Origin of the sequence: Roseovarius sp. MBR-78, assembly GCF_040547535.1 — a bacterium.
GTDB lineage: Bacteria > Pseudomonadota > Alphaproteobacteria > Rhodobacterales > Rhodobacteraceae > Roseovarius.
This window is the reverse complement of record NZ_JBEPPX010000014.1, coordinates 30,646-44,286: the sequence shown is the minus strand read 5'-3', so window position 1 is coordinate 44,286 and position 13,641 is coordinate 30,646. Positions and strand designations below refer to the sequence as shown.

The window sequence follows — 13,641 nt, the reverse complement described above, 5'->3', positions numbered from 1 at the left end:
CAGGAGGCCGCGATGACCGGCGACGGCCACGCCCCCCACCGCCTACCCGTGGCACAGCTTGCGCGGCGCGGTGGCCACCGATTCGAAATCGTGCCGGACAAGGGCGCGCGCGCCGCACTCGCCGCGCGGCTCGACCTCATCGAATTGCGCAAGCTGCGCTTTGAGGGCGAGATCACCCCCGATGACGGGCGCGGCTGGCGGCTTGATGCCACGCTCGGAGCCACCGTGGTGCAGCCCTGCGGCGTGACCCTCGCGCCGGTTGCCACCCGCATCGACGAGGCGGTGACACGCCGCTACGCGCCCGACGCCACGCCGCCCCAGGCGCTGCCCGGCGACGAGATCGAAATGCCCGAGGATGACAGCATCGAGCCGCTGGGCGCGGTGATCGACCTCGACACCGTGCTTGCCGAGGCGCTGGCGCTGGCGCTGCCACCCTGGCCGCGCAGCGAGGGGGCCACGCTTGGGGCAATGGCCGCCGGCCCCGTGGGTGCCACGCCCGAGGACGCGGCCGCCCCCCGCCGCCCCTTTGCCGGGCTTGCCGGGTTGCGCGACAGGCTCTCCGGGGAGGGCGACGAGGACGACGAAAAAGGCACCGACGATGACGCGCCCGCCTGATCCGCAGCGCGCCCCCAAGAATCGCTTGTCCCGGCACCAAATCTCTGTATTTTCGCGCTCTCACCGGAATTTTGGGTTGAACCGGCGGCTCGGTAGGGATTAAGAGCCGCGAACACCCGTGAAACATGGGCCGTCTACCGGCCCGCAGGAATTGAGGTTGTGACATGGCCGTCCAACAGAACAAGGTCTCGAAATCGCGCCGCAACAATCGCCGCGCACATGATGCACTCACCGCAGGCAATCCCAACGAATGCCCCAATTGCGGCGAGCTGAAACGCCCGCACCACGTCTGTGCGGCTTGCGGCCACTACGCCGAGCGCGAAGTCGTTGCGATGGTTGAGGAAATCGACCTGGAAGACGACGCCGCCTGAAACAAGGCCGGGGGCATCGACCGAATGAGCGCTCAGAGCGATCAACACATGACCGGCGCGGCGCGCTTCGTCATCTCTGTTGATGCAATGGGTGGCGATGAGGGGCCCTCCGCCGTGGTGGCGGGCATGGCGCAATCGGCGCAGAAAAACGCCGATATCGGCTTTATCCTGCACGGGCCGCGCGACACGCTGGCCCCGCTCGTGGCCCGGCGGCGCGAACTCGCAGGCCGGGTCGAGATCCGCGACGCGCCCGATGTCGTGTCGATGACCGACAAGCCCAGCCAGGTTCTGCGCCAGGGCAGCACCACCTCGATGTGGTCGGCGCTCGAATCGGTGCGCGCGGGCGAGGCGACGGTCTGCGTCTCCTGCGGCAATACCGGCGCGCTGATGCTGATGTCGGTGATCCGGCTGCGCAAGCTTCCCGGCATCTACCGCCCCGCCATCGCGGTGATGTGGCCCTCGCAGAACCCGCAACAGCACAATATCATGCTCGACGGCGGGGCCGATATCCGCGCCGATGCCAAGGATCTGATGCAATACGCGCTGATGGGGGCATCTTATGCTCGCAACGGCTTTGGCCTTGCCTGCCCACGCGTTGGCCTGCTCAATGTCGGCACCGAGGAACACAAGGGCCGCGCCGAATTGCGCGAAGCCTATGACCTGATTGCCGCCAACGCGCACAGCTCGGATTTCGAATTCGTCGGCTTTGTCGAGGGGCGCGACCTGCCCGGCACCACCTGCGACGTGATCGTGACCGACGGCTTTACCGGCAATGTCGCGCTCAAGACCGGCGAGGGCACGGCCAAGCTTGCCGGCGATCTGCTGCGCGAGGCATTCGCCTATTCGCCGCTGTCGCGGCTGGCGGCGCTGATGGCCTATACCTCGCTGCGCCGGATGAAAAAGCGGATCGACCCGCGCCGCGCCAATGGCGGCGTGTTCCTGGGGCTGAACGGCACCGTGGTGAAATCGCACGGCGCGGCGGATGCCACCGGCGTCTCCTCGGCGATCAAGCTCGCGTTCGAACTGGCGCAATCGGGATTCACCGAACGGCTCGCGGCGCGCGTCGCCGGCGCCATCGCCCCCGATGCAAGCGCCTCTGAGCACGACGACACCACAGGCGGCACCACCGACGACATTACCGACGAGGCCCCGCAATGACCCGCCGCGCCATCGCCCTTGGCACCGGGCATTACCTGCCCGCCCGCATCGTGCGCAACAGCGAATTCGAGGCAACCCTCGACACCTCCGATGAATGGATTCGCACCCGCTCGGGAATCGAGCGCCGCCGCTTCGCCGCCGAGGGCGAGACCACCTCCATGCTCGCGATAGAGGCCGCGCGCGCCGCCCTCGCCAATGCCGGGCTCGGGCCGGAGGATATCGACGGGATAATCGTCGCCACCTCCACCCCCGATCTCACCTTTCCCTCGGTCGCCACGATGGTGCAGCAGGGGCTGGGCATGACCCGCGGCTTCGGCTTTGACGTGCAGGCGGTCTGCGCGGGCTTTGTCTACGCGCTCGCCACCGCCAACGCGATGATCGTCTCGGGCCAGGCCGAGCGGCTGCTGCTGATCGGGGCCGAAACCTTCTCGCGCATCATGGACTGGTCTGATCGCTCCACCTGCGTGCTTTTCGGCGATGGCGCGGGCGCGCTCGTGCTCGGCGCGAGCGACGACACCGGCACCAATGCCGATCGCGGTATCCTGTCGGTCGATCTCAATTCCGACGGGCGCTACCGCGACATGCTCTATGTCGATGGCGGCGTCTCGACCACCGGTGCCTCGGGCAAGCTGCGGATGCAGGGCAACGCGCTCTTCCGGCAGGCAGTCGAGAAACTTGCCGCCACCGCCGAAACCGCGCTTGGCAAGGCCGGGCTGGAGGCGGCGGATATCGACTGGATCGTGCCGCACCAGGCCAATATCCGCATCATCCAGGGCACCGCCAAAAAACTCGGCCTGTCGATGGATCGTGTGATCCTCACCGTTCAGGACCACGGCAACACCTCCGCCGCCTCGATCCCGCTGGCGCTCTCGGTGGGGGTGTCCGAGGGCCGCATCCGCCGGGGTGATCTGGTCCTCTCGGAGGCAATCGGCGGCGGGCTGGCCTGGGGCGCGGTGGTGCTGCGCTGGTAAACCACGCCTTGGCTTGCGAAATTTCGCGCTGAAACCCGCCGCGCGGGGCCATCACGATTGACACGCCGCAGGCTTCGCCGCAAACTGCCATGCAAAAAAGCGGGGATGGTATGGCCAGCAAGACGTTGACACGAATGGATTTGAGCGAGGCGGTCTTCCGCGAGGTGGGCCTGTCGCGCAACGATGCGGCCCAGATGGTGGAGAGCGTGCTCGACCACGTCTCCGACGCGCTCGCGCGCGGCGAGACGGTCAAGATTTCGTCCTTCGGCACCTTTTCGGTGCGCGACAAGACCGCCCGTGTCGGTCGCAACCCGAAAACCGGCGAAGAAGTGCCGATCGAGCCGCGCCGGGTGCTCTCCTTCCGGCCCTCGCACCTGATGAAGGATCGCGTGGCGATCGGCAACAAACGCTGAGGACACCGCCGCAAATGGGCAAATCCGCCGACGCCTTCCGCACCATCAGCGAGGTGGCCGACTGGCTCGAGGTGCCCGCCCACGTGCTGCGCTTCTGGGAAAGCAAGTTCACCCAGGTGAAGCCGGTCAAGCGCGCGGGCGGGCGACGCTATTACCGCCCCGCCGACATGCGCCTGCTGGGCGGCATCAAGGCGCTGCTCCATGATCACGGGCTGACCATCAAGGGCGTGCAGAAAATCCTGCGCGATCAAGGCGTAAGCCATGTCGCCGCGCTCTCGCCCGATCTCGGTGACGAGGACGAGGCGGCACCGGCAACAACGACGACACCGGCACGGGCATCGCCACCCCGCGCCGCGCAGGTGCTGAGCTTCGCGCGCCCCGAGGCATCAGACGATGCCCCGCCGCCCGACGAGACATCGCCCGACGCGCCCGCAGACACGCCAACGCCCGAGGACGAAACCGCCCTCGACCCGTCCGCCAAGGCCGGCCCGCCAGACGCGGACGCAGCGCCAGATCCCGGCACGCCCGCCCTGCCGCCGCTGCCCGATCTGCCCGCCGATCCGCCAGACACTGCCGCCGCGCCCGGCCCGCTCGCGCGGCTTGCCGCCCTGCCCCGCCCGCTCTCGCCCGCCCTAGCGGGCCAGCTCGCGGCGCTCGCGGACAAGCTGCGCCAGGCGCACGCGCCAAAGGCATGACCGGCGTCATTTATTCGCATCAGCCCCCTTGCCCCCGCGCACAAAACCGGTATGAACAGCGCATCGTCGGGCTATGGCGCAGCCTGGTAGCGCGTCCGTCTGGGGGACGGAAGGTCGCAGGTTCGAGTCCTGCTAGCCCGACCAAATTTACCGACGATACCACCGCCCGCCTACCGCGCGGTCGCTGTCTGGGCCGGGGGGGCCACGCATGACCGGCGTTTTGTCCTGCCAGCAAATCGCCACCATGATCGGGTCGGGCCAGATCACCGCCGATCCGGCCATCGCCCCCGATCAGGTGCAACCCGCCAGCCTCGATCTGCGCCTCGGCCCGGTCGCCTACCGCGTGCGCGCCTCGTTCCTGCCCGGGACCGGGCGATCCGTCGCCGACCGGCTCGAGGAGTTCGGGATGCACCGGATCGAGCTTGGCCCCGGCGCGGTGCTGGAAAAGGGCTGCGTCTACCTTGTCCCGCTGATGGAGCGCCTCGCCCTGCCGCCGGGCGTGCAGGCGGTCGCGAATGCCAAATCCTCCACCGGGCGGCTCGATCTGCTCACGCGCACCCTCACCGATGGCGGCACCGAGTTCGACCGCGTGCCCCCCGGCCATTGCGGGCCGCTCTACGCCGAGATCTGCCCGCGCTCCTTCTCGGTCCTGGTGCGGCCGGGGATGCGCCTCAACCAGATCCGGTTTCGCACCGGCGATACGCGGCTCGCGGATGACGAGATGCACGCACTGCACGCCGAGACACCCCTTGTCGATGGCCCTGCGGTGATCGATGGCGGGCTGGCCTTCTCGGTCGATCTGCGCCCCGCAGCGGGCACGCTCACCGGCTATCGCGCCAAGCCGCATACCGGACTGATCGACCTTGACCGCATCGGCCATTACCACGCCGCCGATTTCTGGGAAGAGGTCCATGCCCGCGATGGCCATATCGTCCTCGATCCCGGCGCGTTCTACATCCTTGTGAGCCGCGAGGCCGTCCATATCCCGCCCCGCTTCGCTGCCGAGATGGCCCCTTTCGTGGCGATGGCGGGCGAATTCCGCGTGCATTACGCAGGCTTTTTCGATCCCGGCTTCGGCCACGCGGCAGCGGGCGGCGCGGGCGCGCGCGGCGTGCTCGAGGTGCGCTGCCACGAGGCCCCGTTTGTGCTGGAACACGGCCAGATCGTCGGGCGGCTGGTCTATGAGCGGATGGATCAGGTGCCAGACCGGCTCTACGGCGCGGGCATCGCGTCGAACTACCAGGGCCAGGGCCTCAAGCTGTCAAAACATTTCCGCGCCTGACATCCATCGCGCACCGTCGGCATGATCCGGTTTACTGCGCCACCTTCAGTCCTGAAGACCCTCGAAAGCACGCGCCCTGGATTGTCAGGCCACAACGCCCGACGCCGTCACAGATGCACCAGCCCTGCCACCCCATCCAAAGCCGCTCAGAACCGCCCCATCCGACGGCCAAGCTTCATCGTCTTGCGGGCATTGGCCACGGTCTTCTGCCCGTCGGGGCCGCTCTCCTTGCGCCCACGCGTTGCCCGCGCGATCCCGGCATTGATGCCGCGCCCAATCACCTGGCGCATGACCATGCGGATCACCATGTTGATTATCTGGTTGGCGTTCATTGCGCCCTCCTCTCTCTGCCTCCTGTCCTACATAGCCCCGAAACATGCCGATTTGAGGGCAGATTGGCCAGAAAACCCTAAGAAATCGTGAAAAGACGCGAGTTTTCGCGCTCAATCCTCGAACAGCTCGTTCTGCCCCGGCGCATCCTCGCCATCCTCGTCCTCGTCCTCACCCATGCGCGGCAAGCTCCCCGGTGGCGGGCGGTTGTCCAGAAGCCCCGCCGCGCGCAATTCCGCCAGCCCCGGCAGGTCGCGCGCGCTTTCCAGACCGAAATGGTCGAGAAACGCCTCCGTGACCACGAAGGTCACCGGACGGCCCGGCGTCATCTTGCGCCGCCCGAACCTTATCCATTCCATTTCAAGGAGTTGGTCCACGGTCCCCCGGCTGACCGAGACGCCACGGATCTCTTCGATTTCGGCGCGCGTGACCGGCTGATGATAGGCGATGATCGCGAGCGTCTCGATCGCGGCGCGGCTGAGCTTGCGCGTCTCGACCACCTCGCGCCGCATCAGGTAGCCCAGGTCGGGCGCGGTGCGCATGGCCCAGCCATCGCCCACCTTTACCAGCGTAACCCCCCGCCCCTCATACCTTTTTCGCAAATGCACCAACGCCTCCGCCGGGTCGCAGCCATGCGGCATCCGCGCCGCCATCTCGCGCATATCAAGCGGCTCGGTGGCAGCAAAAAGCATCGCCTCGACCATGCGCTCCTGCTCCGGTATCGGCGGGGCTTTGAAAAGGCTTTCCTTTTCTTTATCAGTGTCTTGCGGCACGATCCTAATCCTTCCGACGAAGCTCGACCGGGGCAAACACCGCCGATTGCCGCAGCTCTGCGCGCCCCTCTTTCACAAGCTCCAGCGCCGCCGCAAAGGTCGAGGCCGTGGCCGAGCGCCGCCGTTGCGGATCAACGGTGAACCCCTCGGGCAGAAACCCCGCGATGTCAGACCATGCCCCGACCGTGCCGATCAGCCCCCGCAACCGCTCAAGCGCTTGTTCCATCATGAAAATCGCGTCGCGATCCATGACGAAGGGGCGAAATTCGTCGCGCGTGCGCAGCCGCGCATAGGCCTGCATCAGATCGAGCAGCGTCGCCGTATAGCGCGTCTCGCGGCGGCGCGTGATGTCCTCGGGCAGGCCACGCGCAAAAAAATCCCGCCCCAGCCGGTCGCGCGCCATCAGCCGCGCCGCGCAATCGCGCATCGCCTGAAGCCGCTCGAGCTGAAACGCCAGATGCGCCGCCAAGTCCTCGCCCGAGGGCCCCTCCTCTGCGGGGTCGGGCGGCAGCAACAGCCGTGATTTAAGATAGGCCAGCCAGGCCGCCATCACCAGGTAATCGGCGGCCAATTCGAGCCGGAGCGCGCGCGCGCGCTCGACGAAGGCGAGGTATTGCTGCGCCAAGTGCAGCACGGAAATGCGCCGTAAATCAACCTTTTGCGTGCGCGAAAGCATCAGCAGGAGATCGAGCGGCCCCTCGAACCCGTCTACATCGACGATGAGCGCCTCCGCCGCCAGCCGCTCGGCCACGGGCACCGGTTGCGCGTGATCGTCGAATATCTCCTCAGCCATGCTCCTGCCCGCCCGTCAGCGCCTCAAGCTGCGCCGAGAGGCCTGCGATGTCAACCGGATCGGGGCTGCGACGCGCGGCCAGCACGCGCTCGGCGCGGGCCTGCGCGGCGGCGCGCATCGCGCCTGCGGCCTCGGCCACCGCCTGCCGCTCGGCCAGCGTGCCGTTGCAATGCAGGATCACGTCACAGCCCGCCGCAAGCGCATCGCGCGCGCGCTCCACCAGGCTGCCCGACAGCGCGTTCATGCCGATATCGTCGGTCATCAACAGCCCGTCAAACCCGATGGAGCGGCGGATTATCTCAATGATAACAGGCGACAAGGTCGCGGGCCGCGGATCAAGCGCGCGATAGACCACATGCGCCGTCATCGCCATCGGCAGATCGGCCAGCGCCTCGAACGGGGCGAAATCGACCTCGGCCAGATGCGCGGGCGGCGCGGTCACGCAGGGCAGGTCGTGGTGGCTGTCGGCGCTGGCGCGGCCATGACCGGGGATGTGCTTGACCACCGGCAGCACGCCCCCCGCCATCAGCCCGTCGGCCACCGCGCGGCCAATAAGCGCCACCTGCCCCGCCGTCGCACCATAGCAGCGGTCGCGCAGGAACGGATGGGTTTCGGCCCCGGCCACATCCACCAGGGGCGCACAGTTGCTGTCGATCCCCAAGGCCGCGAGTTCCGCCGCGATGATCCGGTAGCGCAGATACATCGCCTCTGCCGCGTGCGCCCCTGCCGCCGCCACATGATCCAGCGGCGCGGGCCAGTCGCGCCAGTGTGGCGCGCGCAAGCGCTGCACCCGCCCGCCTTCCTGGTCTATGGTGATGACCGCGTCATGCCCCGCCGCCTCGCGCAGCGCCGCGCAGAGCGCGCGGACCTGATCGGGCGTGTCGATATTACGCGCGAAAAGGATGAAGCCGAACGGCCTCACCTCGCGGAAAAACGCCGTTTCCTCGGCGGTCAGGCGCAGGCCATCAACCCCGGTAATCAGCGCACCAAACGGTGTCACCGGGTGACCACGGGGATGCATTCGGCCTGTTCGGCCTGCAAGGCAGAGCAGAAGCGCCGTGCGTCGGCCAGATCGTCAAAACCCACCACCCGCAGCCGGTAGAAGGTGCGCCCGCCGCTCTCGGCGCGCTGCACCACGCGGCGCTTGCCATCCAGAAGATCGCCAAGCCGGGTGCTCAGCCGGTCCCACTCAGTGCGCGCCACCTCGGCGGACTCGAACGCGCCAAGCTGCGCCAGCCGCGACCCCACGGGCAGGCTGTCGGGGTCAACCTCACGGGTCGTGGTATCCATCGCCGCTGCAATCGCATAGGCCACCGGATCGGGCAGCGCCGGGCGCAGACGCGGGCGCAGCGATTGCCCAAGCCCGCCATCGACACCCGCGCCGGTCTCATTGGCCTCAGGGCCGGGCGCGGGCCGCGCTGCCGGGGCCTGCGCGGCCATCTGCTCCGGTTGCCGGGCCACGGCCAGATGCACACCATCAGTGCGCGCCGGGGCGGGGGCCTGTGTCGCGGGCCTTGCCGCGAGCGGCACATCCTCGAGCGTGAGATCGAGCGGCGGGGGCGCAATGATGACCCGCTCGGGCGGCTCTGCGGTCGCGCCCTGCGCCGCCACCCGGTTGACCGAAAGCCCCTGATGCGCGGCCTCGCGCCCGCCCGGCTCTGCGGGCATGTCGCGCATCGGGCCGCCGAGGGCGCGCACAACCGGCACGCCCGACACGTCGCGCATCACGACCCCATAGCCCCATATGCCGATGCCAACCAGCAGCGCCATCGACACAAGAGCGCCCGAGATATTGGTGATCTTCGCCACGGCAGCCGTCCGGCCACCCTCCCCGGACTCCATCCGGGATGCCTGAATATACGCCATGCTCTGCCTCTTGCCACCGGCGATACATAGCCGCCGATATGTGTATGTCCTGCTCGAACCGGTGGCGGCGGCGTTCAGCGCATCTCTTCCACCGGTGTGACGCCAAGGATACCAAGACCCGCACAAATCACAACCGTTGCCGCGCGCACCAGCGCGATTTTCGCCGCAGATGTGGCCGGATCGCCCTCTTGCAGGAACCGCAGCGACGGATCGTCATGGCCACGGTTCCACAATCCGTGCAATTCCGAGGCGAGATCATAGAGGAAAAACGCCACCCGGTGCGGCTCTCCAGCGCGCGCGGCAATCTCGATCTGACGCGGCCATTCGGCGATCTTGCGCGCCAGCGCCAGCTCCGCCTCATGGGTGAGCACCGAAAGATCCGCCTCTGCAAGATCGGCATCCGCCACCGCGATCCCCGCGTCGCGCGCCTTGCGCAGAACCGAATTGACGCGCGCATTGGCGTATTGGACGTAGAAAACCGGGTTATCTTTGGATTGCTCCTGCACCTTGGCAAAATCGAAATCGAGGGCTGCATCGTTCTTGCGGGTGAGCATGACAAACCGGGTCACGTCCGGCCCCACCTCGTCCACAACGTCGCGCAGCGTGACGAAGGTGCCCGCGCGCTTGGACATCTTGAACGGCTCGCCATTCTTGTAGAGCTTGACCAGTTGGCACAGCTTGATCTCGACCGGCACGCGCCCGTTCGAGAGCGCCGAAACGGCAGCCTTCATGCGCTTGACATAACCGCCGTGATCGGCGCCGAACACGTCGATCAAGAGGTCATACCCCCTTGATATCTTGTCGTAATGATAGGCGATATCGGGGGCGAAATAGGTCCAGCCGCCATCGGATTTCATGATCGGGCGATCCACGTCATCGCCGTGCTCGGTGGATTTGAACAGGGTCTGCTCGCGCGGTTCCCAATCCTCGGGCATCTTGCCCTTGGGCGGCTCCAGCACGCCGCGATAGATCAGGCCCTTGCCGCGCAGGTCGTCGATCGCCGCCTCGATCAGGCCGGTGCCGTAGAGCGATTTCTCCGAGAAAAAGCGATCCATCTCGACGCCCAGCGATTTGAGATCGGCGCGGATGAGCGCCATCATCGCCTCGGTCGCGAACTCGCGGATCGGCGTCAGCCAGACCGCCTCGGGCTGATCGAGATAGGCATCGCCGACCTTGTCCTTGAGCGCAGCCCCCACCTCGATGAGGTAATCGCCGGGATAGGTGCCATCGGCAAAGGCCACCTCCTGCCCATGCGCCTCAAGATAGCGCAGATAGACCGAGCGCGCGAGCACATCGACCTGCGCGCCGCCGTCGTTGATGTAATATTCGCGCGTGACATCGTATCCGGCAAAGGCCAGCAGGCTGGCCAATGCATCGCCGAACACCGCGCCGCGGGTGTGGCCGACATGCAACGGCCCGGTGGGATTGGCCGAGACATATTCGACATTGACGCGGCTCCCCTGCCCCAGCGTGGCGCGGCCGAAATCTGCGCCCTGCCTCAGCGCCGCGCGCAGCACCTCGTGCCAGAGCGCGGGTGCCAGCCGCAGGTTGAGAAAGCCGGGGCCCGCCACCTCGGCGCTGGCGATGCGCGGATCGGCGGCAAGGTGTCCGGCAAGCGCCGTGGCGATATCGCGCGGCTTGAGGCCCGACGGTTTCGCCAGCACCATCGCGGCATTGGTTGCCATGTCGCCATGCGCCGGATCGCGCGGCGGCTCGACCGTCACCGCCGCCATATCGAGCGGCGCGGGCAAGGCCCCGTCGGCCTGCATCCGGCCCAGAGCGTCGAGAACAAGACCGCGAATATCGTCGAATAGGTTCATGACCCGCCTTTCCGTGTTGGCATGCGCGCCGGTTTACCACCCGTGTCCGGGGCGTCAATCGCCTTGGGCAGGCAGGTCGATCACCGCGCCGCGCAGGCCCTCGCGCCCCTGCGCCGCCAGTTCCTGCACCGCTTCTGCCAGCGCGACGGCCCCCGCCCCCGGTCCCAGCCGCAGCAGGTTGACGCGCGCGCGCCCGCCCGCCTCGGCCTGCATATGGGGGGCCAGCGCCATGAACGCCGCGTCAAAGGCATGGGCCTCGGGCGGCGCATCCCGCCCCGGCGCATGGCAGGCCACCAGCACCAGCCCCTCGCCCCGCGCCAGCCCAGCATCAAGCGCGCGCGTCAGCGCCGGGATCGCCGCCACCGCCGCACCGGGGCGGCGCGGGCTGCGCAAGGGATGCAGATGCACCAGCAGGTCAAGCGGGGTATCGCCCCAGATATCCCCGAAACGCCGACATTGGCTGGGCCGCAGCGGATCGAGCCTCAGGCTTTCGATCGACAACGGCACGCGCCGCGCCAACGCCAGCGCACGACGTTCGGCGTGATCGGCCACGATCACCTGTGCGCCCCATGTCGCCAGCATTTCGGCCAATGCGCCCCCCGCCGCACAGCCCGCCGAGACGATCAGAACGGTTTTTCGCGATCCTTTCGCGTCCACATGACCTCACCCACTCTATACGCATCCCGGCACCTCTCTAGCACCGTGGCGCGCGGGCTTCAACGTGGCCGCCGGTCAGGTGGCGCGCGCCGCCGCACGCGGCGGGGCAAGGGCGGTGATATGCACCCCCGCGCCGCCCTCGGCGCGATCCTCGCCCACGATGAAGCGCGGCGCGCCCCCCTCGCCGGTTTCCACCAGCGGCACCGCGTCGGGGTTGTCGGCGCGCCAGTCCTCGATGGTGTAATCCTCGCCGAGCCGGGTGGTGCGCACGCGCCACCCCTCTGCCATGCGCCGCGCCAGCGCCTGGTAATCCAGCCCGCCCGCGATCCGCCGCCCCCCGAGCGTGGCGGGCAGCGCGTGGCGCGCGCCCTCCTCGCGCTCGCGGCGAAGCTGGTAGACGTTGTCGCGCCCGAATTCCGGCGCGAGATCGCTGGTGACGAGGGTGTTGTAGGCGTCGTTGCCGGTCAGCGCGACGACCTGGCCAAAGCTCATCACCTCTACCCCGTGTTCGGCGGCCTCCGACAGGATGTCGCCAAAGAAGGTGCGCAGCCCCGCCTCGCGCGCGGCGCGCAATCGCGCGTGGTTCGGATCGCTTACCAGCACCGGCACGTCGAGCTTTGCCAGCGCCTGACCAAGCGCCACCGAGAAGGCCGATCCGCCCACTACGATCACTCCCGGCGGCCCCTTTTGCGCCAGCCCCAGCGCGCGCCCCAAGGGCGCCAGCGCGAACCCGTGCAACACCACGGTCGCCGCCACCAGCGCGAAGGCCAGCGGCGTGAGCCGCGCCGCATCCTCGAAGCCGAGCGCCACCAGCCGTTCGCCGAAGAGCCCCGCCACCGCCACCAGAACCACCCCGCGCGGGCCGGTGAGCGCCACCAGAAGCCGTTCGTTCATCGGCAGGCTCGTGCCCAAAAGCGACAGCAGCACCGTCAGCGGCCGCACCGCGAGGATCGTCACCGCCACGAAAAGGCCCGCGCGCCAGTCAAGCAGCGCCAGCCGCTCCATGTCCATCGACGCCGCCAGCAGGATGAACACGCCCGAGACCAGAAGCACCGTCGCGTGCTCCTTGAAGCGGCGCAACTCGGCATAGCTCGGCAAGTCGGCATTGGCCATGTAAAGGCCCATCACCGTCACCGTCAGCAACCCGCTTTCATGCAGCACCGAATCCGCCAGCGCAAACACCCCCAGCAACAGCGCGAAGAGCACCGGCACCTTCATGTATTCCGGCACATGCCCGCCGCGAAACGCGCGGGTCACGCCCCAGCCCGCGCCAAACCCCAGCACCAGCGCCACCGCGATCCCCCAGACCATCGACAGCGCCGCGCCGCTCACGGTCTCCGAGGCGGCTATCACCAGCACCACCTCGAACGCGAGCACGGCCGCGAGCGCGCCCACCGGATCGTTGACGATCGCCTCCCATTGCAAGAGTTGCGCGGGCCGCCGCGCCAGCCGCGCCTGCCTGAGCAGCGGCGCGATCACCGTCGGGCCGGTCACGATCATGATCCCGCCGAACACCGCCGCCACCGGCCAGCCAAGCCCGGCGGCATAATGCAGCGCCAGCGTCGAGCCAAGCCAGCCCAGCGGCGCGCCGACAAGCACCAGCCGCCACACCCCTTGGGCGGCGTCGCGCAGGCTGTGCAGGTTGAGCGACAGCCCCCCCTCGAAGAGGATCACCGCCACCGCGATGGCCACCATCGGCCCCATCAGCGGGCCTATGTCGCGCGCCGAATCGAACAGGCCAAGGCCCGGCCCGACGATGAGCCCTGCGGCCAGCATCAGCACGATGGCGGGCATCTGCAACCGCCATGCCAGCCATTGCGCGCCCACGCCCAGCGCGCCCACCAGCGCAAAGACCATCACCGGATCGAGCGCGCCGCTATCCGTGCCCAGGGCCATG

The 13,641-nt window shown here is 68.2% G+C and carries 15 protein-coding genes and 1 tRNA gene; 8 read left to right on the top strand and 8 right to left on the bottom strand.

The features are described 5' to 3' along the window. Positions 1-12 precede the first annotated feature (12 nt). The 8 genes from ABIE58_RS12565 (at position 13) to ABIE58_RS12530 (ending at position 5,505) form a co-directional block, all read left to right on the top strand. Positions 13-615, top strand: a complete 603-nt coding sequence (locus ABIE58_RS12565; RefSeq protein ID WP_354545067.1) for a YceD family protein — start codon at positions 13-15, stop codon at positions 613-615. Between the two features lie 164 nt (positions 616-779). Further along, complete coding sequence (gene rpmF, locus ABIE58_RS12560; RefSeq protein WP_354545066.1) at positions 780-986, top strand: 50S ribosomal protein L32; 207 nt, start codon at positions 780-782, stop codon at positions 984-986. A gap of 24 nt (positions 987-1,010) precedes the next feature. Continuing rightward, positions 1,011-2,144 carry a phosphate acyltransferase PlsX gene (plsX, locus tag ABIE58_RS12555; RefSeq protein WP_354545065.1) on the top strand — a complete coding sequence of 378 codons (1,134 nt, stop codon included), beginning with the start codon at positions 1,011-1,013 and terminating at the stop codon, positions 2,142-2,144. Beyond that, complete coding sequence (locus ABIE58_RS12550; RefSeq protein WP_354545064.1) at positions 2,141-3,115, top strand: beta-ketoacyl-ACP synthase III; 975 nt, start codon at positions 2,141-2,143, stop codon at positions 3,113-3,115. Before plsX ends, ABIE58_RS12550 begins: the two co-directional genes overlap by 4 nt. A 110-nt stretch (positions 3,116-3,225) precedes the next feature. Next, a complete protein-coding gene (gene ihfA / locus ABIE58_RS12545; protein WP_354545063.1) occupies positions 3,226-3,528 on the top strand; it encodes an integration host factor subunit alpha in 303 nt (100 codons plus the stop codon). Positions 3,529-3,542: 14 nt separating this feature from the next. Beyond that, complete coding sequence (locus ABIE58_RS12540) at positions 3,543-4,223, top strand: MerR family transcriptional regulator (protein WP_354545062.1); 681 nt, start codon at positions 3,543-3,545, stop codon at positions 4,221-4,223. 67 nt (positions 4,224-4,290) lie between these two features. Next, positions 4,291-4,367 (top strand) — tRNA-Pro (locus ABIE58_RS12535). Positions 4,368-4,431: 64 nt separating this feature from the next. Continuing rightward, a complete protein-coding gene (locus tag ABIE58_RS12530; RefSeq protein WP_354545061.1) occupies positions 4,432-5,505 on the top strand; it encodes a 2'-deoxycytidine 5'-triphosphate deaminase in 1,074 nt (357 codons plus the stop codon). A 146-nt stretch (positions 5,506-5,651) separates the two neighbouring features. Here the strand turns inward: ABIE58_RS12530 and ABIE58_RS12525 are convergent, their stop codons facing one another. From ABIE58_RS12525 to ABIE58_RS12490, 8 genes are all read right to left on the bottom strand, one after another. Then, entirely contained in the window at positions 5,652-5,837 is a 186-nt protein-coding gene (locus ABIE58_RS12525) for a hypothetical protein (RefSeq protein WP_354545060.1), read from the bottom strand. 111 nt (positions 5,838-5,948) lie between these two features. Then, positions 5,949-6,608: an SMC-Scp complex subunit ScpB gene (gene scpB / locus ABIE58_RS12520; protein WP_354545059.1), complete on the bottom strand. Its 660-nt coding sequence runs from the start codon at positions 6,606-6,608 to the stop codon at positions 5,949-5,951. 4 nt (positions 6,609-6,612) lie between these two features. Then, entirely contained in the window at positions 6,613-7,401 is a 789-nt protein-coding gene (locus ABIE58_RS12515; RefSeq protein WP_354545058.1) for a segregation and condensation protein A, read from the bottom strand. Beyond that, the gene (nagZ, locus tag ABIE58_RS12510) at positions 7,394-8,422 is read right to left on the bottom strand and encodes a beta-N-acetylhexosaminidase (RefSeq protein WP_502950093.1); all 1,029 of its coding nucleotides are present in this window, start codon (positions 8,420-8,422) and stop codon (positions 7,394-7,396) included. Before nagZ ends, ABIE58_RS12515 begins: the two co-directional genes overlap by 8 nt. After that, the gene (locus ABIE58_RS12505) at positions 8,398-9,210 is read right to left on the bottom strand and encodes an SPOR domain-containing protein (protein WP_354545056.1); all 813 of its coding nucleotides are present in this window, start codon (positions 9,208-9,210) and stop codon (positions 8,398-8,400) included. The genes nagZ and ABIE58_RS12505 overlap by 25 nt, the downstream gene beginning before the upstream one ends. 131 nt (positions 9,211-9,341) lie before the next feature. Beyond that, positions 9,342-11,087 carry an arginine--tRNA ligase gene (gene argS, locus ABIE58_RS12500; protein ID WP_354545055.1) on the bottom strand — a complete coding sequence of 582 codons (1,746 nt, stop codon included), beginning with the start codon at positions 11,085-11,087 and terminating at the stop codon, positions 9,342-9,344. A 54-nt stretch (positions 11,088-11,141) separates the two neighbouring features. Further along, positions 11,142-11,744: a hypothetical protein gene (locus tag ABIE58_RS12495; protein ID WP_354545054.1), complete on the bottom strand. Its 603-nt coding sequence runs from the start codon at positions 11,742-11,744 to the stop codon at positions 11,142-11,144. A gap of 75 nt (positions 11,745-11,819) precedes the next feature. Beyond that, positions 11,820-13,640: a cation:proton antiporter gene (locus ABIE58_RS12490; RefSeq protein WP_354545053.1), complete on the bottom strand. Its 1,821-nt coding sequence runs from the start codon at positions 13,638-13,640 to the stop codon at positions 11,820-11,822. Position 13,641 lies beyond the last annotated feature (1 nt).